This window comes from Streptomyces sp. 5K101, assembly GCF_046506645.1.
GTDB lineage: Bacteria > Actinomycetota > Actinomycetes > Streptomycetales > Streptomycetaceae > Streptomyces.
The window spans coordinates 376,734-398,511 of record NZ_JBKFFO010000003.1; the positions used below are offsets into that span (position 1 = coordinate 376,734).

A 21,778-nucleotide genomic window follows, 5' to 3' on the forward strand; every position below is an offset into this window, starting at 1 on the left:
CTACGGCAGTACGCCGCCCCGGCGTGCCGCCGCGACCGCCTCGCCCCGGCTGTGGGCGCCCAGCTTCCGCATCGCCGAGCGCAGGTACGCCTTCACCGTCTCCGGCTTCAGGCCCAGCCGCTCCGCCGCCGCCGCGTTCGTCGCACCCGACGCCACGCAGCTGAGCACGTCGACCTCGCGCGGAGCGAGCGAGATCCCCGCCGCTGCCGCGCCGGCGTTCGCGGCGGCCAGCCGGCCGCACACCGCGAGCAGCTCGCCCCGCAGCGCCGGGTCCGCGATACGGGGGGCCAGCGCCCGCAGCTCGCCATGCGCTTCGCGGACCGACTCCCACGCCCCCGGCCCGCGCTCCCCGGCCTGCGGACGCGCCTCGGCCAGCAGGCGCTGCACCTCGTCCCGTACGGCCAGTGCCTGTTCGACGTCCCGCGCCGCGGCCACCGCCGCGTCCAGCACGCGGTCGCCCAGCACCAACGGGGTGCGCAGCGCCCCGTACAGCAGGCCGCGCACCTTGCGCCGTACGACGACGGGCACCGCGACCACCGAGCGCAACCCCTCCGCCGCGACCGCCGTGTCGTACTCGTGGCTGATGTGCCGGGCCGCCCGGTAGTCGGTCACGGCGCACGGCCGCGACAGGGCCATGGACTTGCCGCCGAGCCCGTTGCCGGTGCGGATGGCGAGCCCGCGCAGCACGTTCGTGGCCGCTCCGGTCAGCTCGGCGATGCGCACCGGGCGCGCGTCGTGCGCCAGTCCGCCGAAGGCGACGGGCAGCCCGGTCGCCCGCCGCAGCCGCAGCAGCGCCGCGCGCATCTCGACCCCTTCGTCCGGTCCGCTCACGCGCAGCTCCTCCCGCCGGTGCCCAGCTCGGGGACGACACCCCCGTATGGGGGTAGTGAGACCTGGGTCACCGATTACACGATGTGCGAGGCCCGTCCCGCAACGAGGAGGAAACATGACGTCTGGCGGCGCGACCGAGAGGTTCCGGGCTGCCCGGGACTTCCTGCTGGAGCACCGGGAGGACTACGCGGGCGCCTGCGGGGGCTTCGAGTGGCCCCGCTTCGAGCACTTCAACTGGGCCCTCGACTGGTTCGACGTCATCGCCCGGGACAACGACCGCACCGCGCTGCACATCGTCGAGGAGGACGGCGGCGAGGTCCGGCGGACCTTCGCCGAGATGGCGGACCGCTCCGACCGGGTCGCGAGCTGGCTGCGCGGGCTCGGGGTGCGGCCCGGCGACCGGGTCGTCGTCATGCTCGGCAACCAGGTCGAGCTGTGGGAGACCGCCCTCGCCGCCATGAAGCTGCGGGCCGTCGTGATCCCCGCGACCCCGCTGCTCGGGCCGGCCGACCTGCGGGACCGGGTGGAGCGCGGCCGGGCGCGCCACGTGATCGTGCGCTCGGAGGACACCGCCAAGTTCGCGGACGTGCCCGGCGACTACACCCCGATCGCGGTCGGCGACCGCGTGCCCCACTGGATCGCGTACGAGGACGCGTACGGGGCGTGCGCGCCCTTCGTGGCCGACGGGCCCACCCGCGCCGACGACCCGCTCATGCTGTACTTCACCTCCGGCACCACCGCCCGCCCCAAGCTCGTCGAGCACACCCATGTGTCGTATCCGGTCGGCCACTTGGCGACGATGTACTGGATCGGCCTCCGGCCCGGCGACGTGCACCTGAACATCTCCTCGCCCGGCTGGGCCAAGCACGCCTGGTCCAACCTCTTCGCCCCGTGGAACGCGGAGGCGACCGTCTTCATCCACAACTACACCCGCTTCGACGCGGCCCGGCTCATGGCCGAGATGGACCGTGCGGGCGTCACCAGCTTCTGCGCGCCCCCGACCGTGTGGCGCATGCTGATCCAGGCCGACCTCGCCGGCCTCGCCAGGCGCCCGCGCGAGGTCGTGGCCGCCGGTGAACCGCTCAACCCGGAGGTCATCGAGACCGTGCGGCGCGAGTGGGGCGTGACCATCCGCGACGGGTTCGGCCAGACCGAGACCGCCGTGCAGGTCTCCAACAGTCCCGGCCAGTTGCTCAAGGCGGGCTCCATGGGCCGCCCGAGCCCCGGCTACACCGTCGAGCTCCTCGACCCCGTCACCGGTGAACCGGGCGCGCAGGAGGGCGAGATCGCCCTGGACCTGTCCACCGCCCCGGTCGGCCTGATGACCGGGTACCACGGCGACCCGGAGCGTACGGCCGAGGCCATGGCCGGGGGCTACTACCGCACCGGGGACATCGCCGCCCGGGACGACGACGGCTACCTGACGTACGTGGGCCGGTCCGACGACGTGTTCAAGGCGAGCGACTACAAGATCAGCCCCTTCGAGCTGGAGAGCGCGCTGCTGGAGCACGAGGCGGTGGCCGAGGCAGCGGTCGTGCCCGCCCCGGACCCGGTGCGCCTCGCCGTGCCGAAGGCGTACGTCGTCCTCGCCGAGGGCTGGGAGGCGGGCCCCGACACCGCCAAGGTGCTCTTCGAGCACTCGCGCGCTGTCCTCGCCCCGTACAAGCGGATCCGCCGGCTGGAGTTCGCCGACCTGCCCAAGACGGTGTCGGGGAAGATCCGCCGCGTCGAGCTGCGCCGGCTCACCGCGGAGGGCTCGGCCGCGGAGTACGTCGAGGGGGATCTGCGATGAACCTGTCCTACGCGCACGGCACGAGCGGCACCGCGCTGCTCGGCGACACGATCGGCGCGAACCTCGACCGCGCGGTCGCGGCCTGGCCCGACCGGGAGGCGCTCGTCGACGTGCCGTCGGGCCGCCGCTGGACGTACGCCGAGTTCGGCGCGGCCGTGCGCCTGCTGGCCCGCGGCCTGCTCGGCTCCGGCGTCGCCAAGGGGGACCGGGTCGGCATCTGGGCCGTCAACTGCGCGGAGTGGGTGCTCGTGCAGTACGCCACCGCCCGCATCGGCGCGATCATGGTCAACATCAACCCGGCCTACCGCCCCCACGAACTCGAATACGTCCTGAACCAGGCCGGGATCTCGGTCCTCGTCGCCTCGCAGACCCACAAGACGAGCGACTACCGGGCGATGGTCGACGCCGTCCGCGCGTCGTGTCCGCGGCTGCGGTCCGTGCACTACATCGGCGACGCCTCATGGGACGCGCTGGTGGCGGCGGCCGCGTTCGTCACGGAGGACCGGCTCGCCGCGCGTGAGGCGGAGCTCTCCTGCGACGACCCCGTCAACATCCAGTACACGTCCGGGACGACGGGGTTCCCCAAGGGGGCGACGCTCTCCCACCACAACATCCTCAACAACGGGTACTTCGTGGGCGAGATGATCGCCTACTCCGAGCAGGACCGCGTCTGCATCCCCGTGCCCTTCTACCACTGTTTCGGCATGGTCATGGGGAACCTGGCGGCCACCTCGCACGGCGCCTGCATGGTGATCCCCGCGCCGTCCTTCGATCCGGCCGCCACGCTGCGGGCCGTCGCCGACGAGCGGTGCACGTCGCTGTACGGCGTGCCGACGATGTTCATCGCCGAACTCAACCTCCCCGACTTCGCCTCCTACGACCTCGGTTCGCTGCGCACCGGCATCATGGCGGGCTCCCCGTGCCCGGTGGAGGTGATGAAGCGGGTCGTCGCCGAGATGAACATGGCCGAGGTGTCGATCTGTTACGGCATGACGGAGACGTCCCCCGTCTCCACACAGACGCGGCGCGACGACGACCTGGAACGCCGCACGGGCACCGTCGGCCGCGTCATGCCCCACGTCGAGGTCAAGGTCGTCGACCCGGTCACCGGCGTGACGCTCCCGCGCGGCGAGGCGGGCGAGCTGTGCACGCGCGGCTACAGCGTCATGCTGGGTTACTGGGAGGAGCCCGAGAGGACCGCCGAGGCCATCGACGCGGGCCGCTGGATGCACACGGGCGACCTGGCCGTGATGCGCGAGGACGGCTGCGTCCAGATCGTCGGCCGTATCAAAGACATGATCATCAGGGGCGGGGAGAACGTGTACTCGCGCGAGATCGAGGAGTTCCTCTACGCGCACCCCAAGATCGCGGACGTGCAGGTGGTGGGGGTGCCGGACGAGCGGTACGGGGAGGAGATCCTCGCCTGCGTGATCCCGCGCGACGCGGACGACGCGCCGACGCTGGAGGAGATCACGGCGTTCTGCCGCGAGCGGCTGGCGCACTACAAGATCCCGCGCCGGGTGGAGATCCTGTCGGACTTCCCGATGACGGTGAGCGGCAAGGTCCGCAAGGTCGACCTCCGCGAACGCTTCAGCTGAACCGGGGGGCGCTGCGCCCCCCGGGCTCCCTGCCCCGTCCTGGGCCGGTGCGGGCGGCTGCCCACTGGCGGCCACCACGTACCGCTCGGCGGGGCTGGGGACGCGCAGGGCTCGTGTTCGGGACGTAAGACGTCGTTGGTTGCCGCAACGCGGGTTCGTGACAGCAGTCCCGAATTCAAGCCCCGGAGCGGCCCGACGCCGCGGTCGCGTACCGGGCCGCGCCCGAGAGCGCAACCCGGTACGCCGCCTGCCCAAGGGCCCCGTCCCGGAGCGGCCCGACGGTACATGCACGGAACGGGCCGAGCACGTGAAGCCTGGTCAGGCTCCGGGCAGGCCGCGCGCACGGGGCCGGCCGCGCACGAGAGCGCAATCCGGTCCGCGCTCCAGAAGGCCGCCGTCCCGTGCGAAGTGGGGGAGGTGCAGCATCAGCGCCGTGTCGCCGTGCAGCGCCACCGACATCTGCACCCGCGGCACGCTCGCGCCGCCGCGCAGCGGCCGGTCCGGCAGGGGGTGGGCCTCGCGGAGCGAGGCCAGCAGGTGGCGCGCCGCCGGCGTCTGACGCGGGACGAACCAGAGCGCGACCGCCCCCGCCACCGGCACCGCCGCGGCCGCCGTCTGCGTCGCCGGGGAGTCCGGCGTGACCACCAGACCGGCCAGGATCGTCAGCGGCACCGCGCACAGCAGCGCACGGGCCGCGTGCCAGCGCCTGCCCGGCCGCAGCAGGCCCTGTGCCGCACACTGGTCGTGCAGGCCGTCCAGCGCGCGCTGCACCCGCGGCACGGTGAGGAGCACCCGTATGCCGACCGGGCGGCGCAAGGAGGTGTGGACGGCGAGCTGCAGGGGGTCGCGGACCGCGGCCGCCCAGCCGTCGATCCGTACCGTGCCCTTGCGCCCGCTCGTGACGACGCCGCGCTGCTGGAGGGCGACGAGCGCCACCGTCACGGCCGCGCGGCGCCCGCCGCGCAGGAGCGCGACGGACTGCGGGCCGGGTGCACCGGTCGCGTCCGGGCCGGGCCTGCCGGCCCGCAGGAGCACGGCCGCCGCCGCGAGCACCACGCACGCCGCTCCGGTGAACCACCACATGTCGAGGGGCATCACGCCCACCTCCCCCGAGGCCGTGTCCGCGGCTGTAGCGGATATCTGCCCGTGCGCATGGGGGATCGAAGCCCGAAACGGCCGATTCTGAGCTTTACTTGAGATTCGGCGCGTTACATGAGTTTCGGCGCGGTTCCGGCGGCTATGCGCCGATCGTGAGCAGTTCGTCCGCGGGCGCGTTGACCGGCTGGGGGCAGCCCGTGAGGTCCATGACGAACAGCGGGATGCCCAGTCTGTCCGCGCGCGCCCGCGCGTCGTCCGCGTAGCCCGCGAGCGAGAAGAAGACGCTCTGGGCGGATGTGCTGAGTCCGTTCAGCCACAGGCACTCGATGTCGCGGAGGCCGGCCGGCCGGGTCGACGGATCGACCTGGGCCACCACGCCCTCCCCGCGCAGGTCGATGCCGGACACCGGTCTGACCTCCGGCTGGACGACGTCCTTGAAGCCGAGCCACCTCAGGTACATCGCGGCGGCCGTCACGGCGTCGCGTGCCGTGCGTATCGTCACCGGCCGGAACGCCGGACGGGCCGCCGACGCGGCCGGCGGCGGCGCTGTGTCTCCGGGGCGGGGGACGTCCGGCCGCGCGGCGGTCGCACCGGGGGCCGTGTCACCCGGGGCTGTTGCGCTCACCGGGCGCACCAGGATGCGCAGCACGGTTCCGCAGGGGCAGCCGAGCTCCGGCTGCGGCCACTGGTCGTGCCGCCGGCAGAAGGGGCAGCGCACGGTCACCCAGTCGTCGGTCCAGGTGCGGTGGGTGATCGGCTCCGGGGCTGCGCCGTGCAGCAGCGGGGGAGCGAGCGGGGCGCCGCAGGGGCAGGGGTAGACGGGCGGTGCGTACAGATGGTCACGGCGGCAGGCCGGACAGCGTACGGGCATGCTCTCGATCGTCACGACACCTCCCCTCGCGCCTGTCGTCCATCGTCCAACAACCGCGGGGAGTTGGGCAGGCACTTCCCGAACTGCGCCCCCTGCACTTCGGCGCCGCCCCTCGGCTCCCGCCTCCCTTGACGCCGGACGGGGCTCGTTTTACATTTGCTTCCGTATAGCAAAACTAAACTTCCGTATTACGGAATATGGACACCGACGCGGGACGACGCTCTCAGGTGGCGCGACAGAGCCGATCCCCAAAGCCGGAGCAGGAGCACCCCATGCCTCGTATGACCGCCGCCCGAGCGGCAGTTGAGATCCTCAAGCGTGAAGGCGTCACCCACGCGTTCGGAGTGCCGGGCGCCGCGATCAACCCCTTCTACCGGGCGCTCAAGGAGGGCGGTGGCATCGACCACACGCTCGCGCGTCACGTCGAGGGCGCCTCGCACATGGCCGAGGGCTACACCCGTGCCAAGGCGGGCAACATCGGTGTCTGCATCGGTACCTCCGGCCCCGCCGGCACCGACATGATCACCGGCCTGTACTCCGCGATCGCGGACTCGATCCCGATCCTGTGCATCACCGGCCAGGCCCCGGTCTCGAAGCTCCACAAGGAGGACTTCCAGGCCGTCGACATCGCAGCGATCGCGAAGCCCGTCACCAAGAAGGCCACCACGGTCCTGGAGGCCGCCCAGGTCCCGGGCGTGTTCCAGGAGGCCTTCCACCTGATGCGCTCCGGCCGTCCCGGCCCGGTCCTCATCGACCTGCCGATCGACGTCCAGCAGACCGAGATCGACTTCGACCCCGAGACCTACGAGCCGCTGCCGGTCTACAAGCCGCAGGCCACCCGCGCCCAGGCCGAGAAGGCCATCCGGTTCCTGCTGGAGTCCGAGCGCCCGCTGATCGTCGCCGGCGGCGGCATCATCAACGCCGACGCCTCCGACCTGCTCGTCGAGTTCGCCGAACTGACCGGCGTCCCGGTCATCTCCACCCTGATGGGCTGGGGCACCATCCCGGACGACCACGAGCTGAGCGCCGGCATGGTCGGTGTGCAGACCTCGCACCGCTACGGCAACGCGACGTTCCTCGAGTCGGACTTCGTCCTCGGCATCGGCAACCGCTGGGCCAACCGCCACACCGGTTACAACCTGGACGCCTACACCAAGGGCCGCACATTCGTCCACGTCGACATCGAGCCCACCCAGATCGGCAAGATCTTCGCCCCCGACTACGGCTTCGCCTCCGACGCCAGGGCCGCCCTGGAGCTCTTCATCGAGGTGGCGGAGGACCTCAAGGCCGAGGGCAGGCTCCCCGACTTCGGCGAGTGGGCCGCCTCCGCCCAGGAGCGCAAGGCCACCCTGCTGCGCCGTACGCACTTCGACAACATCCCGATGAAGCCGCAGCGCGTCTACGAGGAGATGAACAAGGCGTTCGGCCCGGAGACGCGTTACGTCACGACTATCGGCCTCTCCCAGATCGCCGGCGCGCAGATGCTGCACGTCTACAAGCCGCGCCACTGGATCAACTGCGGCCAGGCCGGCCCGCTCGGCTGGACCATCCCGGCCGCGCTCGGCGCCGCCACGGCGGACCCGCAGACCCCGATCGTCGCGCTCTCGGGCGACTACGACTTCCAGTTCATGCTGGAGGAACTGGCGGTCGGCGCGCAGCACAAGATCCCGTACGTCCATGTCCTGGTGAACAACGCCTACCTGGGCCTGATCCGTCAGGCGCAGATCGGCCTGGACATCAACTTCCAGGTCAACCTGGAGTTCGAGAACATCAACACCCCGGAGATCGGCGTCTACGGTGTCGACCACATCAAGGTCGTCGAGGGCCTCGGGTGCAAGGCCATCCGCGTCACCGACCCGAACGAGCTGGGTGCCGCCTTCGAGGAGGCCAAGAAGCTCGCCGCCGAGTACAGCGTCCCGGTGGTCGTCGAGGCCATCCTGGAGCGCGTCACCAACATCTCGATGAGCAAGACGGTCGACATGAGCGATGTGACCGAGTTCGAGGAGCTCGCCACCGAGCCCGGCCACGCCCCGACCGCGATCAAGCCCCTGAAGGTCTGATCCGCCGCCCTCCGGGGCCCTGAGGCCCGGTCCGCACCCGCGGACCGGGCCTTCGTCGTACCCGGGCGCTGGTGCCGGTGCCGGTGCCGGTGCTGGGCGCCTGGGGCTTGACGGGGAGGACACGGTGGCCGGCGCCCGTCCGAGAGGCGGGCGTTGTTGGTCGCCTTGCCGGGGCGGTTCCCCCACCCCGCCCCTCCCCGAAACCCTGACGAGACCGAGGCTCCGCCCCGACGGCCCACGTCGGCTGCACGGCGCCGCGGTGGCTGCGGCGGGGCTCCTGTGCGGCCTCCTGGTGGCGGAGGGCGCGGGGAGCACTGGCGGGCGCGGCGCCGCGGGACGCGGAGGGGGAGGCGTAGACGGATCAGGACCCGGTCTCTGTGCGTAGACCGGGCCCTGATCATCGAGCGCGTCGTACGGGACCGTAACCGACTCCGCGCTCTGTCTGTGAAGTTGTTGCCGCCCGACGGTGCGAGGCTGGCGCGACAGGACGTTCGCGCCGCCGGGCGGGGTATGGGAGGGGTCGCCGGACGGAGTCCGGCGCAGCCGCCCGAAGCCTGCGCTGGGGGCACCTCCCAGCCGCAGGGCTGGGGGAGCGAGGGCGGCATCCGGAGTGGTCGTTCGCGCCGCCGGGCGGGGTCCTGATTGCCCGGGACCGCGGCGGGGCGATCGGTCGCCGGTCCTCCTCACGTCAGGTCGGAGAGGAGGATCGGCGCCTTCACCACCGCACTGGCATCGCACGGCCGCCGCGGTCCGCAAGCTGTCCGCACCGGTGACCACCCCTCATCCGGGCCACCGGTCCGGACCGCGCACCGTGGCCGACAGGACGTCGGTTCCGGTGCGCCGTCTGTGACTAGTCCTCGCGCAGGGCGCGGACCGCCTCCTCCACGCGCTTGCCGTAGTCGGCGTCGGCGGCGTGGAAGTGGGCCAGGTTCTTCTCGATCACGTCGTCGCGGGTGACCTGGGACAGTCCGCCGGCGATGTTCGCGACCAGGCGCTGCTTCTCGTCCTCCGACATCAGGCGGTAGAGCTCACCGGCCTGGAAGAAGTCGTCGTCCTTGACGTGCGCGGGCGCCGGGTGAGTGCCGGTCCAGCCGGTGACGGCCAGCGGGGCGGAGAGTGCCGCGTCCGTCTGGGCGGGGCCCGCGTACGAGTTGGGCTCGTAGTTCTTGTCGTGGCGCGAGCCGTTGCGGGTGGCCATGAAGCCGTCGCGGCCGTAGTTGTCCGCCACGGCCGCCTTCGGAGCGTTGACCGGCAACTGCGTGTGGTTGACGCCGAGGCGGTAGCGGTGGGCGTCCGCGTAGGCGAAGAGCCGGCCCTGGAGCATCTTGTCCGGGGACGGGCCGATGCCGGGCACGAAGTTGTTCGGGGAGAACGCGGCCTGCTCGACCTCGGCGAAGACGTTGTCCGGGTTGCGGTCGAGGACCAGACGGCCCACGCGCGCCAGCGGGTAGTCGCTGTGCGGCCACACCTTGGTGAGGTCGAACGGGTTGAAGCGGTAGTCCGCCGCCTCGGCGGCCGGCATGACCTGCACGTAGAGGGTCCAGGAGGGGTTCACACCGCGCTCGATGGCCTGCAGCAGGTCCGTCTGGTGCGAGTTGGCGTCCTTGCCGACCAGCTCGGCCGCCTGCTCGGACGACAGGCAGCGGATGCCCTGGTTGGTCTTGAAGTGGTACTTCACGAAGAAGGCCTCGCCCGCTTCGTTCGTCCACTGGTAGGTGTGCGAGCCGTAGCCGTTCATGTGGCGGTACGAGGCGGGGATGCCGCGGTCGCCCATCAGCCAGGTCACCTGGTGCGTCGCCTCGGGGGCGTGCGCCCAGAAGTCCCAGACGTTGTCCGGCTCCTGACGGCCCGTGAAGGGGTCGCGCTTCTGGGAGTGGATGAAGTCGGGGAACTTGATCGGGTCCTTGATGAAGAACACCGGGGTGTTGTTGCCGACGAGGTCGTAGTTGCCCTCCTCGGTGTAGAACTTCACCGCGAAGCCGCGCGGGTCGCGGACCGCGTCCGCGCCGCCGAGCGAGTCGGCCACGGTCGAGAAGCGCAGGAACGTCTCCGTGCGCTTGCCCACCTGGGACAGGAAGTCGGCCTTCGTCCAGCCGGTGACGTCGTCGGTCACCTCGAAGTAGCCGTACGCGCCGCTGCCGCGGGCGTGCACCACGCGCTCCGGGATGCGTTCACGGTTGAAGCGGGCGAGCTTCTCCAGCAGGTGCTGGTCCTGCAGGAGCAGCGGGCCACCGACGCCGGCGGTGGCGGAGTTCTGGTTGTCGGCGACCGGGGCGCCGGACTCGGTCGTAAGCACGCGCTTCGACATCGTGACCTTCCGATACATGCGGGAGCTGCTGGCGGTGCGAGGAGCGTAAGGACGCCCCCGACGTCACGTCAACAGTTTGTTGAAATTGAAGGGAGGTGTTCCGGTCGGCGCCGGCGCCTGGGCGCGACAGGACAGGTGTCAGCGCCGGCACCGACCGGGGTTCATGGGACCGTGGCCTGCCTGGGCAGGGGCCTCGGTGGTTGCTGCCCGGTGGGGCTGATCCCGGGGTGGGCCGGGGGTTCATGGGACCGTGGCTTGCCTGGGCAGGGGCCTCGGTGGTTGCTGCCCGGTGGGGCTGATCCCGGGGTGGGCCGGGGGTTCATGGGACCGTGGCTTGCCTGGGCAGGGGCCTCGGTGGTTGCTGCCCGGTGGGGCTGATCCCGGGTGGGCCGCTCGTGGCCCGACGTTCCGGGCCGGCCCCGGGCGTCAGACCTGGGCGCCCGAGAGGCGCTCGACGGCGCGCAGCAGGGCCGAGTGGTCCAGGCCGCCGTCGCCCTGGGCGCGCAGGGAGGCGACCAGCTGGGCCACGACCGCGCCGACCGGCAGGGCGGCGCCCACGTTGCGGGCGGCGTCGGTGACGATGCCCATGTCCTTGTGGTGGAGGTCGATCCGGAAGCCGGGTTTGAAGTCCCGGTTCAGGAAGTTGTCCTTCTTGCGGGTCAGCACCGTCGAGCCCGCCAGGCCGCCGTTGAGGACGTCGAGCGCGGCCTTCAGGTCCACGCCGGACTTCTCCAGGAAGACCACGGCCTCGGCGCACGCCTGGATGTTGACGGCGACGATCAGCTGGTTGGCCGCCTTCACCGTCTGGCCCGAGCCGTGCGGACCGCACAGCACGATGGTCTTGCCGAGGGCCTCGAGGATAGGCTTGGCGGTCTCGAAGTCCGCCTGCTCGCCGCCGACCATGATGGACAGCACCGCCTCGATGGCACCCGCCTCGCCGCCGGAGACCGGGGCGTCGAGCACGCGAATGCCCTTGTCGGCGGCGGCCTTCGCAAGGTCGACCGAGGTCTGCGGGGTGATCGAGGACATGTCGATCAGCAGCGCGCCCTGCTTCGCGTTCGCCAGGATGCCGTCGGGGCCGTAGGAAATGGCCTCCACCTGGGGCGACGCCGGAACCATGGTGATCACGACGTCCGCGTCCCGGACCGCCTCGGCGATCGAGGAGGCCGCGGTGCCGCCGGCCGCGGCGAGGCGGTCCAGCTTGTCCTGCTCCAGCGTGAAGCCGGTGACCTGGTAACCGGCCTTCAGCAGGTTCTCGGACATGGGGGAGCCCATGATGCCGAGCCCGATCCAGGCGACCTTGGGGAAAGTGCTCATGAGGGTACCTCTTTCAAAAAGCTTGCGGGGTGGGTCAGTTGGCCGCTCGGGCCGCCGCGGGCAGCCAGTCGAACGACTCGGCGCTCGGGCGGTCGCCGGCCTTGTACTCCAGGCCGACCCAGCCCTCGTATCCGGCCTTCTTGAGCTCGTCGAGGAGCTGCTCCAGCGGGAGCGAGCCGGTGCCCGGCGCGCCGCGGCCCGGGTTGTCGGCGATCTGGACGTGACCGGTCTTGTCCGCGTACGCCGCGATGACCTGGGAGACGTCCTCGCCGTTCATGGACAGGTGGTAGATGTCCAGGAGGAACTTGGCGTTGCCGAGGCCCGTCGCCGCGTTCACCTTGTCGACGACCTCGATCGCGGCGGGCGCGCTCACCAGCGGGTAGAGCGGCGACTCCGGCTTGTTCAGGGTCTCGACGAGGAGGATCGCGCCGATGCGGTCGGCCGCGCGGGCCGCGAGGACCAGGTTCTCCAGGGCGAGGGTGTCCTGGATCTGCGGGTCGACGCCGTCGGCGCGGTTGCCGTACAGCGCGTTGAGCGCCGTGCAGCCCACCGAGGCGGCGAAGTCGGCGGCCACCTCGATGTTGGCCCGGAAGCGGTCGGACTCCTCGCCCGGTACGGAGAGTGCGCCGCGGTCGGGGCCCGGCAGCTGCCCGGCATAGAAGTTCAGCCCCACCAGCTGGGTGCCGGCGTCGTCGAGCGCCTTCTTGAGGGCGTCGAGCTCCGCCTGCGGCGGGGTGGCGGTCTCGATCCAGGGCCACCACAGCTCGACCGCCGTGAAGCCCGCCGCGGCGGCTGCCGCGGGACGCTCCAGGAGCGGGAGTTCCGTGAAGAGGATCGAGAGGTTCACATCGAAGCGCTGGTCCGCGTATCCCATGAGGGCTGTGCGCTCCTTCCGTATTGCGGAAGTATCTTTCTGCTTAATGGAATTCTGTCGACCGGTGGCCCGGGCTGTCAAGACGCGGACCTAAAAAAGCGCCTCCGAGCTGGGGCGGCGCGGCCTGCGGGGCTGCTGCCGTCCCGGCCCGGAGGCGCGGAAGAGAGGGGGCTGGAGGCTAGAGCGCGTCGACGGCGCTCACCTTCCAGCCGGCGTCGGTGCGCGTCATCGTCATCCGCACCCGGTTGAGGTCGACCCGTGAGCCCGTCACCTGGGTGCTGGTGGTGACCTGGTTGACGAACAGCAGGACGACCACCTTGTCCGGCGACGCCGACACCACCGACGCGGCCGGGGCGCCGCCGTCCGGCGGGCTCACCACGGACGCCTTGACCGTGCCGCGGTATTTCGTCGCCGTCGGCGCGACCACCGCCTTCGTGGTCCTGCCGTACTCGTCGCGGAACGAGCCGGTCAGCCAGGCACGGGCCGCCGCGAAGTCCTTGTCCAGCCGCCGGTGGTCGTACGACAGCACCACCGGCGCCGCCTTGCGGGCCGCCGCCAGCGCCTCGGTCCGCGCGGCGTCGGTGTCCTGGCCGCGGACGTACTCCCGGCCCAGCACGCCGGCTGCGACCAGGGCCGCCACCAGCAGCACCGCCAGTACGGCGGACACCCGGCCGCGCGTGATCCGGCGGCCACGCGTGGCCTCGGCGGCCACCAGCACCCGCCCGATGTGCTGCTCATCCGGCCTGCGCGCCTGCGAGGCGTCGTCCGGGGCCTCGGCCGGGACCTCCTTGAGCGGCACGGCACGGGACGCCGCCGCGAGGCCCGAACCGCGCGGACCGTCCGAGGAGCCCGGCGCACCGGACCTGACGCGCTCGGTCCTCTTGGCCGCCGCCCGCGCGGCGGCGGCCATCGTGCGCTGCCCCGCCGACGCGGCGCCGCGCCCGCGGGTCGTCGGATTCGCCATGGTCCTGCTCCTCACTGCTGGTGGTACGGGGGTGGGCGTCGGGGCGGTCAGCCGACGAACTCGACGTTGGAGGTGAGCCAGCGGCCGCTCTCCAGCACCAGGTCGAGCTGCAGCCGGTAGGTACGCGCCTGCCCCTCGGGTGCGGCGGTGTTGGTCACCTTGCTGTCGGCGACGACGAGCACCCGGGCCGACCGCTCGTCCACCCGCGCGATGCCCGCCTCCAGGACCTGGCCCTGGGACACGGACTTGTTGGCGGCGACGAGCTTCGTCAACTCCTCGGTCTGGGCGGCGAACTGCTTTTTGAAGTCGCCCGTCGCCCCCTTGAGCACGTTCGCGCTGTCGCGCTCGTAGTGCCGGTAGTCGAGCGACGTGAAGTTCAGCGCCGACTGGCGGGCGGCGGCCAGGACCTCCTGGCGGCGCTGCGAGTCGGCACGCTGCTCGTACACCTCGACGCACAGCCACGCGCTGAGCGCGGTGACGACGCCGGTGGCGACGGCGAGTGCCGCACCGGTCAGCCGTCCCCGCGCCACCCGGCCCGCGGCACGCCGCAGCCCACGCCGCCGGCTCCCGCGAGCGCCGACCTTGTCTCGCGCCGCGGGGGCGTCCGCGTCGTCCTGCCCTCCGACGGCCTCCGGGCCCTCCGGCCCGCCGTCTGCGACGCCCGCCTCCCGGCCCCCGCCCGGGGCCGTCGTACGGTCCTCGGACGCCTCCGGCGTGCCCGCGCCGTCCTGCGCCGCAGCGGCTCGCGCCGTGCCGCCGCCGTGCTCGCGGGCCTCGTCTCGCGCCGCGGGGGCGGCCGAGCCGCCCTCCGCAGGCGTGGCTGCCTCCGCCCGCCGCGCGGACGAGTCCGCGCCGTGGCCGACGTGCCCGTCCTCGGCGTCCGCCTCGCGGCCCCCGCCCGGGGCCGCCCCTGCCGAGGGCGTGGCCCGGTCGTCGGCCGGCTCCAGCGACCCCGGCGCGGTCCGGTCGCGCGCGGCTGCCGGGGCCGTCGTACGGTCCTCGGACGCCTCCGGCGTCCCGTGCGCCGTCGTGGCGTTGTCGGTCATGCCATCGGTCCCACGAGCAGCCATTGCCACGAATCCTTTCCGAACGTGCTCTGTTCGCCGCCCGTCGAGCCGATCTCGACGAGCGTGCCGCCCGGCCCGGCGAGGGTGCCGGTCTCCGGATCGTACGGGGTGACGTGCGCCGCCTGCCGCGCGCCTCCCGACCCCGAGGAAGCGCCGGGCGCGTTCTGGGCGCCGCGCACCGAGGTGGCGCTGCCGCGCGGCTCGGTGCAGTGGGCCCGGGTGTTGGCGGGCCGCACCGAGGTGTCCGCCGGGTCGCGCCGCTGGGTGTTGTAGCCCTGGCGGCACGGCGGCGGCTCGTCGGCGTTCACGACCATGCCGAAGTGGGTGGTGCCGTCGCCGGGGATCACCGTGTAGCTGCCCGCGACGATCACCGGGAACGTCACCAGCGCCTGCTCCACCCCGGGCAGGCGGGCCACGGTGACCTGGCCGCCGCTGATCAGATTGGAGAGCAGCACCGGCAGATGCGTCTCGTTGGACTTCAGCAGCGAGTCGACCTCCTGCGCCGCCGGGGCGCTGTTGCCCACCAGCCGCCGCAGATCGCCGTCACGCGCCTTCAGCTCCGCGGTCAGCGCGGCCAGGTCGCGGGAGAACGACGTGATCGCCGATCCCTTGTCGCTCTGGGTCTTCAGCACCACCCGCGAGTCCTCGATGAGCGAGATCGTCTCGGGCAGGTTCTGCGAGGCCGACTCGACCAGCTGGTTTCCGGAGTCCACCAGCTTGCTCAGATGCGGGCCGGTGCCGGCGAAGGCCTTGCCGAGTTCGTCGACCGTGACGCGCAGATCGTCCTTGCCGACCGAGTTCACCAGCCGGTCCAGGCTGAGGATGGGCGCCGTCGTGGGCAGCGGGACCCGGGTGTCGGCGCGCGGGATCTCGCTTCCCTCGTGCAGATACGGGCCGCCGGAGCGCCGCGGCTGGAGGTCGACGTACTGCTCGCCGACCGCGGACCGGTTGGCCACCACGGCCAGCGTGTCCGCCGGTATCCGGGTCCCGTCCTCGATGTCCAGCCCCACCGACACACCGTCGGCGCCCGCGAGCCGCAGGTCACCGACCCGGCCCACCGGAACGCCCCGGTAGGTGACCTCGGCGCCCTGGAAGATGCCGCCGGAGTCGGCGAAGTCGGCCCGCACGGTGTATCCGCGGTCCAGCAGGCTGTCCACCAGGCCGGTGTACTGGGCGCCGACGTACGAGCACCCCACGGCGGTGACCGCGGAGAAGGCGATCAACTGGGCCCTGACCGTTCGTGTGATCACGGCTGCATCCCCTTCAGCATCAGCTCGGCCAGTGCCAGATCGATCCCCGCGGGCAGCCGGCGTCCGTCGCCGGACGCGCCCGCGTAGGAGGCGTGGCTGCCGGTGCACACCGGCGGACACAGTGGTCCGTCGCCGCCGGGGGCCGACGGAGTGCCCGGCGTCGGCGCGCCGGGAACCGAGGGCGGCTCGGCCGGCACCGGCGCCTCCGGCAGGCCCGGCACCTCGGGCACGCCGGGAATCTCCGGCAGCTCGGGCTCCTGCGGGGTGCCGGGCTTCTCCGGTTCCTCCGCGAGGTTGCCGTAGATGCTCGCGAGGTCCAGGTCCGCGGTGATCTTGAGGTTGACGTAGTCGCCCTTGATGGCGCCGGTCGCGTTCCGCGGGAACGGATAGGTGGTCAGGATCTCCAGCGAGTTGGGGAGATCGCTGCCGGCCTTGTTCAGCTCCTGCAGGATCGGCTGCAGGCTCTTGAGGTTGGCCACCGTGTCCGCGCGCGAGGCGTTGATCACCTTGGTGCCCGTCTTCCCGAGCTCCGAGAGCGAGGTCAGCATCGCCGTCAGATTGCGGCGCTGGTCGGCCAGCACCTTCAGCGCCCCGGGCATCGTGTCCACGGCCTGCGCGATCGTCTTCTTCTCCGCGGCCAGCCGCTTCGCCAGCCGGTCGATGCCCTTGAGCGCCCGGACGATCTCCTTGCGCTGCTCGTCGAGTCCGCCGATGAACGTGTCCAGCTCGCCGAGCAGGTCCTTGACCCGGTTCTCCCGGCCCTCCAGCGCCTTGTTCAGCTCCACGGTGATCGTCTTGAGCTGCGCCACACCGCCGCCGTTCAGCAGCGCGGAGAGAGCGGAGAGCACCTCCTCGATCTCGGGGTTGCGCCCGGTGCGCGACAGCGGGATGCGCGCACCGTCGGTGAGCCGCCCGCTGGGTTCGATGCCCACCGGCGGGGACAGGGCCACGTACTTCTCCCCGAGCATGCTGGTCTGCCGCAGCTCGGCGATCGCGTTGCCGGGCAGCTTCACGTCGTCGGCGATGCGCAGCCGCACCCGGGCGTGCCAGCCGACCAGTTCCACCTTCTCGACCGCGCCCACGGTGACGTTGTTGACCTTCACCGCCGACTGCGGGACCAGGTCGAGGACGTCCCGGAAGTCGGCCGTCACGTGGAAGGCGTTGCCGTCGGCGGCCGCGCCGCCGGGCAGATTCACGTCGTACAGGCCGTTGAAGTCGCAGCCGGTGAGCAGCACGGAGCCCATGGCCGTCACCAGGGCCACGGCCCTGCGCCTGCGGGGTGCACTCATGCGCGTGCCTCCAGGATTCCGCCGAGCGTCCGGTCGACCTGGCCGGTGCCCGACACGGGGCCGGCATGCGGCACCTTGGGCAGCGAGTCGAACAGCTTGTCCAGCTCAGCGCAGTCGGGGTTCTTTCCCCCGGCGTCGCCGGTGGTCTTCAGGAGCGAGCACAGCAGCGCCGCCGGGTCCTGCGGATGGTCGGGGTTGTTGCGGGTGTCGAGGGTGCCGGACGAGGGGTTGTACGCGTTCTGGAGGTTCGACAGGCCGGTGGGCGCGACCTCCAGCAGTTCCGCCAGCGCCGCCCGCTGGGTGACCAGCACCTTGGTGACCTTGCTGAGGCCCTTCACGTCCTCGGTCAGCGCGTTCTTGTTGTTCTTCACGAACCGCGACACGTCCCCGAGCGCCACCCCCAGGTGCTTGAGCGCCGCCGCGAGGTCCTTGCGCTCCCCGGCGAGCTGATCGGCGACCGCGGCGAGACTGTCGTTGAACGACCGCACGCTCTTGTCGTCGGCGGCGAGCGCCGCGGTGAACACCTGCAGATTGCGCACGGTGCCGAACAGGTCCTGCCGGCCGTCGGACAGTGTGGTGACCGCGAGGGACAGGTCCTCAACCGTCTGGTGCATCTGTTCGCCCTGGCCGTCCAGGTTGTCGGCGCTCACCCCCAGCAGCCGGGAGAGCGAGCCGTCCTTGTTGGCACCCTTCGGACCGAGCGCCTCGGCCGTCGTGTGCAGGCTGTCGAAGACCCGGTCCAGCTCCACCGGCACCGCCGTGCGGCTCTGGGGGATCACCGCGCCGTCGCGCATCACGGGCCCGCCCTTGTACACCGGCAGCATCTGTACGTAACGGTCGCTGACGACCGACGAGTTGATGATGGCGGCCTGGGCGTCGGCCGGGATCTTGCGCCCGGGCTCGTACGCGAGTTCCACGCGTACCCGGCCGCCCTCGGGGACGATCTCGGTGACCTCACCGACGCGTACGCCGAGCACCCGCACGTCGGAGCCGGGGTAGATGCCCACCGTGCGGGGGAAGTACGCCGTGACGCGCACCGGTTCCTCGCGCGGCCACAGCACGACCCCGGCGCCGGCCACCAGCGCCGCGGCGACGCCGGCGGCCGTCAGCCGGGCCGTACGGCCCTTCGGGTTGAAGCGGATGCGGCCCTTCATCACGACCCTCCTGTCCGGGGGACCACCGGAGCGGCGACCATGTTCTGGATGTAGCTGTCGAACCAGCGGCCGTTGCCGAGGGTGTTGGTGAAGACCCGCACGTACGGGGCGAGCAGGGCGACGCTGCGGTCGAGGCTGGCCTGGTTGCGCTCCAGCATCCGCACCACCTGGTTCAGCCCCTTGAGCGCCGGGCCGATCTCCTTCTCGTTGTCCTTGACGAGTCCTGACAGCTGGATGCCGAGCGCCGCGGAGCTCTTGAGCAGCGCGTGGATGGCCGCCCGGCGCCGTGATATCTCCTTGAAGAGGGCGTCGCCGTCCTTCACCAGGGTGGTGAACTCGTCGGAGCGTTCCGCGAGCACCTTGGTGACCGAGTTGGCGTGCTTCAGCAGCTCGCGCAGGTCCTCGTCGCGCTGGGCCACCGTCTTCGAGATCTTCGACAGTCCCTTGATCGAGGCGCGTACCTCCTCCGGCGAGTCCTCGAACGTCGTCGAGATGGTGTCCAGGGCCTTCGCCAGCTGCTCGAAGTCGACCTTCTCGCTGGTGGTCGTCAGATCACTGAACGCCTGGACGACGTCGTACGCCGGGGTCGTGCGCTCCAGCGGGATCTCGCTGCCGGGCCGCAGCTGTCCGGACCCCTTCGGCTGCAGGGCCAGGTACTTCGAGCCCAGGATCGTCTTGATCCGGATGGCCGCGCCGGTCCTCGTGCCGAACTCCGGGTCGCCCTTGACGCGGAAGACGACCCTCACATGGTCGCCGTCGAGATCCACCTCGTCGACCTTGCCGACCTTGACCCCGGCGATGCGCACCTCGTCACCCGGCTTGAGCCCGCCGGCCTCCGAGAACGCGGCGCTGTAGGTGTCGCCGCCGCCGATCAGCGGCAGGTCGTCGGCGTTGAACGCCGCCGCCGCCATCAGGGCCAGGGTGGTGAGGCCCACCGCACCGATCACCACCGGGTTCCGGTCGCGGAACGGGCCGAGCCTGGGCAGGAGTCGTGTCGTCATCCGCCGCACCTCGCCCGTGCCACGTGCAGCTCCGGAGTGATGACCTCTCGGGTCTTCGGCAGCACGATCCGGCCGTCGAAGTCGCAGAGGTAGAAGTTGAACCAGGAGCCGTACGAGGCGGTCCCGGTCAGCTTGTTGAGCTTGTTCGGCAGCCGCTTCAGCACGCCCTCCACGGTCTTCTCGTTGTCGTTCAGCGTCTTGGTGAGGTCCCTCAGCTCGGCGATGTCGCCCTTCAGCGGCGGCCGGGCGTCCTCGAGCAGACCGGAGGTCGCCTCGGTCAGCGAGCCGATGTTCTCCAGCGAGGACCCGATCGGCTTGCGGTCGGCGGACAGTCCGGAGATCAGCCGCTGCAGCTGCTTGAGCAGCGCGGAGAACCGCGTGCCGCGCTTGTCGAGGGTCTGCAGCGTGGTGTTGAGGTTGTCGATCACCGACCCGATCAGCTCGTCCCGGTCGGCGAGGGTCGTGGTCAGGGACGCGGTGTGCGCGAGCAGGCTGTTGACCGTCCCGCCCTCGCCCTGCAGCGTCTTGATGATCTCGGTCGCGAGCTGGTTGACGTCCTTCGGGCTGAGCGCGGCGAACAGCGGCTTGAAGCCGCCCAGCAGCGCGTTGAGGTCGAGCGCCGGCTGCGTGCGCGCCAGCGGGATCGTCCCGCCCGGCTTCAGCCTCGTCCCGTCGCCCGCGCCCTCGGTGAGCGCCACATAGCGCTGGCCGACCAGGCTCCGGTAGCGGATGACCGCGCCGGTGCTGGTCAGCAGCGGCCGGTCCTCGGTGACCGTGAACGTCACTTCGGCCAGCGTCCGGTCCTTGATCCTGATGTCCTGGACCTCGCCGACGCGCACACCGGCCACCCGGATGTCGTCGCCCTCCTCCAGGCTGGTCACATCGCTGAACACCGCACGGTAGGTGTGCTCCGGGGTGAAGGAGAGGTTGACGATCGTCGCCGCGAGCAGCGTCGTCGCCAGGATCGTCACCACGGCGAAGAGAAGGAACTTGACCAGCGGTGCCGTGGTCGCGGTGGCTCGGGACACCTTCATGCCACACTCACCGCCGTCCCGCGTGCCATGGGCCCGAAGAGCAGCGTCGCCACCGCGGGCACCCGGTCGGCGGGCACCCCGAGGACCGGCGCGACCAGCGACCCGACGGCGCGCTGCTCGGCCGCCGTCGCGGAGACCGGGCCGGCTCCGGGCGGGCCGCCGGCGGCGACGTCCTTCGTGCCGTCGTCGAGCTTGGTGTGTCCCGACGGCACAGAAGGGTTGGGAATGCTTCTGCAGTTGGGGCCGGAGCGCTCGGCATAGCGCGGTTCCTCACCGGGTCGGTACGCGGGTCGCGGATGGACGAATTCGAGGGTGATACGCATCTCGCCGCCCCTGAACGCCTTCTCCGACTCCCTGGTCTGGCGCTCGAGGCCGTCCAGGAGGCACGGGTACTCGGGCGAGTAGCGGGCGAACAGGTCGAGGGTGGGGCGGGAGACCCGGCCCAGGGTGATCAGCCGCTCGCCGTTGTCGTCGAAGAACTTCTCCGCCGTGCCGGCGACCTTCGTCGTTCCCGTCAGGGCGGCGGTCAGCTGCTCGCGCTTCTCCACGATCGTGCGGCTCGTGGTGACGGAGTTGCGCAGGATGTTCATCAGGTCGGGTGCCGCGTCCCCGTAGATCTCGGCGACATCGGCGAAGCGGGAGATGTCCTCCTGCATGGACGGCATGTGCGGGTTGAGTTCGCGCAGATAGCGCTCCAGTCGGACCAGGTTGTCGCCGATGCGGTCGCCGCGCCCTTCCAGCGCGGTGGCGAACGCGTGCAGCGTGGCATTGAGATCCGCGGGCCGCACGGTGCGCAGCAGCGGGAGCAGGTCGTTCATCAGGTGCTGCACCTCGATGCCGGCCCTGGTGCGATCCTGGGTGATCACGTCACCGGCCCTGATGTGCCGGCCGGAGGAGCCGGGCGGCTCCACCAGGTCGACGAACTTCTCACCGAACAGCGTCTTCGGCAGCAGCCGTGCCTGCACATCGGCCGGGATCCGTTCGACGTGCTCCGGCTTCAGAGCGATGTCGAGCGTCGCCTTCTCCCCGTCGGCCCGCACCGAGCGGACCTCGCCGACGAGCAGTCCGCGCAGCTTCACGTCGGCCCGCGGGTCGAGCTGGTTGCCGAGGGTGTCGGCTTCGAGCGTGATGCGTACGACCGAGGTGAACACCTGCTGGTACGCGGCCACGGAGAGCGACAGCAGCAGGGCGATGACGGCGAGGAACACGATGCCGTACAGCCGCAGCCTGCCACTGCGCGCCGCGGCGTCTCCTTGGATGCTCATCGGCC

At 71.6% G+C, this 21,778-nt stretch carries 17 protein-coding genes; 3 read left to right on the forward strand and 14 right to left on the reverse strand.

Going from position 1 to position 21,778, the window contains the following annotated elements:
- A complete protein-coding gene (locus ACLB9X_RS07365) occupies window positions 1–804 on the reverse strand; it encodes a response regulator transcription factor (RefSeq protein WP_410359595.1) in 804 nt (267 codons plus the stop codon).
- A gap of 142 nt (window positions 805–946) precedes the next feature.
- Here ACLB9X_RS07365 and ACLB9X_RS07370 point away from each other — a divergent pair, with 142 nt between their 5' ends.
- Window positions 947–2,623 (forward strand): AMP-binding protein, encoded by a 1,677-nt coding sequence (locus ACLB9X_RS07370; RefSeq protein WP_410359430.1) that lies wholly within the window; start codon window positions 947–949, stop codon window positions 2,621–2,623.
- Window positions 2,620–4,221, forward strand: a complete 1,602-nt coding sequence (locus ACLB9X_RS07375) for an AMP-binding protein (protein ID WP_410359431.1) — start codon at window positions 2,620–2,622, stop codon at window positions 4,219–4,221. The genes ACLB9X_RS07370 and ACLB9X_RS07375 overlap by 4 nt, the downstream gene beginning before the upstream one ends.
- A gap of 318 nt (window positions 4,222–4,539) precedes the next feature.
- On the opposite strand, the gene ACLB9X_RS07380 is transcribed toward ACLB9X_RS07375, so the two are convergent.
- Together ACLB9X_RS07380 and ACLB9X_RS07385 are read right to left on the reverse strand one after the other, a co-directional pair.
- A complete protein-coding gene (locus tag ACLB9X_RS07380) occupies window positions 4,540–5,316 on the reverse strand; it encodes a TIGR04222 domain-containing membrane protein (protein WP_410359432.1) in 777 nt (258 codons plus the stop codon).
- Between the two features lie 142 nt (window positions 5,317–5,458).
- Window positions 5,459–6,199 carry a hypothetical protein gene (locus tag ACLB9X_RS07385; RefSeq protein WP_410359596.1) on the reverse strand — a complete coding sequence of 247 codons (741 nt, stop codon included), beginning with the start codon at window positions 6,197–6,199 and terminating at the stop codon, window positions 5,459–5,461.
- 263 nt (window positions 6,200–6,462) lie between these two features.
- Here ACLB9X_RS07385 and gcl point away from each other — a divergent pair, with 263 nt between their 5' ends.
- Window positions 6,463–8,250, forward strand: a complete 1,788-nt coding sequence (gene gcl / locus ACLB9X_RS07390) for a glyoxylate carboligase (protein WP_410359433.1) — start codon at window positions 6,463–6,465, stop codon at window positions 8,248–8,250.
- Window positions 8,251–9,100: 850 nt separating this feature from the next.
- On the opposite strand, the gene ACLB9X_RS07395 is transcribed toward gcl, so the two are convergent.
- The 11 genes from ACLB9X_RS07395 to ACLB9X_RS07445 all read right to left on the reverse strand — a co-directional run bounded on the left by ACLB9X_RS07395 (window position 9,101) and on the right by ACLB9X_RS07445 (window position 21,773).
- Window positions 9,101–10,558 carry a catalase gene (locus tag ACLB9X_RS07395; protein ID WP_410359434.1) on the reverse strand — a complete coding sequence of 486 codons (1,458 nt, stop codon included), beginning with the start codon at window positions 10,556–10,558 and terminating at the stop codon, window positions 9,101–9,103.
- Between the two features lie 426 nt (window positions 10,559–10,984).
- Window positions 10,985–11,875 (reverse strand): 2-hydroxy-3-oxopropionate reductase, encoded by an 891-nt coding sequence (locus ACLB9X_RS07400; protein WP_410359435.1) that lies wholly within the window; start codon window positions 11,873–11,875, stop codon window positions 10,985–10,987.
- 34 nt (window positions 11,876–11,909) lie between these two features.
- The gene (locus ACLB9X_RS07405; protein WP_410359436.1) at window positions 11,910–12,749 is read right to left on the reverse strand and encodes a TIM barrel protein; all 840 of its coding nucleotides are present in this window, start codon (window positions 12,747–12,749) and stop codon (window positions 11,910–11,912) included.
- Window positions 12,750–12,927: 178 nt separating this feature from the next.
- A complete protein-coding gene (locus tag ACLB9X_RS07410; RefSeq protein ID WP_410359437.1) occupies window positions 12,928–13,713 on the reverse strand; it encodes a hypothetical protein in 786 nt (261 codons plus the stop codon).
- A gap of 47 nt (window positions 13,714–13,760) precedes the next feature.
- Window positions 13,761–14,264: a hypothetical protein gene (locus ACLB9X_RS07415; RefSeq protein WP_410359597.1), complete on the reverse strand. Its 504-nt coding sequence runs from the start codon at window positions 14,262–14,264 to the stop codon at window positions 13,761–13,763.
- A gap of 491 nt (window positions 14,265–14,755) precedes the next feature.
- Window positions 14,756–16,030, reverse strand: a complete 1,275-nt coding sequence (locus tag ACLB9X_RS07420) for an MCE family protein (protein ID WP_410359438.1) — start codon at window positions 16,028–16,030, stop codon at window positions 14,756–14,758.
- On the reverse strand, window positions 16,027–17,319 hold the full coding sequence (locus tag ACLB9X_RS07425; protein WP_410359439.1) for an MCE family protein: 1,293 nt from the start codon (window positions 17,317–17,319) through the stop codon (window positions 16,027–16,029). Before ACLB9X_RS07425 ends, ACLB9X_RS07420 begins: the two co-directional genes overlap by 4 nt.
- Complete coding sequence (locus ACLB9X_RS07430; protein ID WP_410359440.1) at window positions 17,316–18,473, reverse strand: MCE family protein; 1,158 nt, start codon at window positions 18,471–18,473, stop codon at window positions 17,316–17,318. The genes ACLB9X_RS07425 and ACLB9X_RS07430 overlap by 4 nt, the downstream gene beginning before the upstream one ends.
- Window positions 18,473–19,474 carry an MCE family protein gene (locus tag ACLB9X_RS07435; RefSeq protein WP_410359441.1) on the reverse strand — a complete coding sequence of 334 codons (1,002 nt, stop codon included), beginning with the start codon at window positions 19,472–19,474 and terminating at the stop codon, window positions 18,473–18,475. The genes ACLB9X_RS07430 and ACLB9X_RS07435 overlap by 1 nt, the downstream gene beginning before the upstream one ends.
- Window positions 19,471–20,508 (reverse strand): MCE family protein, encoded by a 1,038-nt coding sequence (locus tag ACLB9X_RS07440; protein WP_410359442.1) that lies wholly within the window; start codon window positions 20,506–20,508, stop codon window positions 19,471–19,473. The genes ACLB9X_RS07435 and ACLB9X_RS07440 overlap by 4 nt, the downstream gene beginning before the upstream one ends.
- Entirely contained in the window at window positions 20,505–21,773 is a 1,269-nt protein-coding gene (locus ACLB9X_RS07445) for an MCE family protein (RefSeq protein ID WP_410359443.1), read from the reverse strand. The genes ACLB9X_RS07440 and ACLB9X_RS07445 overlap by 4 nt, the downstream gene beginning before the upstream one ends.
- Between the last annotated feature and the right edge of the window lie 5 nt (window positions 21,774–21,778).

Excerpts from the sequence above, each read along its gene's own strand:
- ACLB9X_RS07365 (WP_410359595.1), bottom strand. The coding sequence starts at position 804 with ATGCGCGCGGCGCTGCTGCGGCTGCGGCGGGCGACCGGGCTGCCCGTC.
- ACLB9X_RS07370 (WP_410359430.1), top strand. The coding sequence starts at position 947 with ATGACGTCTGGCGGCGCGACCGAGAGGTTCCGGGCTGCCCGGGACTTC.
- ACLB9X_RS07375 (WP_410359431.1), top strand. The coding sequence starts at position 2,620 with ATGAACCTGTCCTACGCGCACGGCACGAGCGGCACCGCGCTGCTCGGC.
- ACLB9X_RS07380 (WP_410359432.1), bottom strand. The coding sequence starts at position 5,316 with ATGCCCCTCGACATGTGGTGGTTCACCGGAGCGGCGTGCGTGGTGCTC.
- gcl (WP_410359433.1), top strand. The coding sequence starts at position 6,463 with ATGCCTCGTATGACCGCCGCCCGAGCGGCAGTTGAGATCCTCAAGCGT.
- ACLB9X_RS07395 (WP_410359434.1), bottom strand. The coding sequence starts at position 10,558 with ATGTCGAAGCGCGTGCTTACGACCGAGTCCGGCGCCCCGGTCGCCGAC.
- ACLB9X_RS07400 (WP_410359435.1), bottom strand. The coding sequence starts at position 11,875 with ATGAGCACTTTCCCCAAGGTCGCCTGGATCGGGCTCGGCATCATGGGC.
- ACLB9X_RS07405 (WP_410359436.1), bottom strand. The coding sequence starts at position 12,749 with ATGGGATACGCGGACCAGCGCTTCGATGTGAACCTCTCGATCCTCTTC.
- ACLB9X_RS07410 (WP_410359437.1), bottom strand. The coding sequence starts at position 13,713 with ATGGCGAATCCGACGACCCGCGGGCGCGGCGCCGCGTCGGCGGGGCAG.
- ACLB9X_RS07425 (WP_410359439.1), bottom strand. The coding sequence starts at position 17,319 with ATGAGTGCACCCCGCAGGCGCAGGGCCGTGGCCCTGGTGACGGCCATG.
- ACLB9X_RS07430 (WP_410359440.1), bottom strand. The coding sequence starts at position 18,473 with ATGAAGGGCCGCATCCGCTTCAACCCGAAGGGCCGTACGGCCCGGCTG.
- ACLB9X_RS07435 (WP_410359441.1), bottom strand. The coding sequence starts at position 19,474 with ATGACGACACGACTCCTGCCCAGGCTCGGCCCGTTCCGCGACCGGAAC.
- ACLB9X_RS07440 (WP_410359442.1), bottom strand. The coding sequence starts at position 20,508 with ATGAAGGTGTCCCGAGCCACCGCGACCACGGCACCGCTGGTCAAGTTC.
- ACLB9X_RS07445 (WP_410359443.1), bottom strand. The coding sequence starts at position 21,773 with ATGAGCATCCAAGGAGACGCCGCGGCGCGCAGTGGCAGGCTGCGGCTG.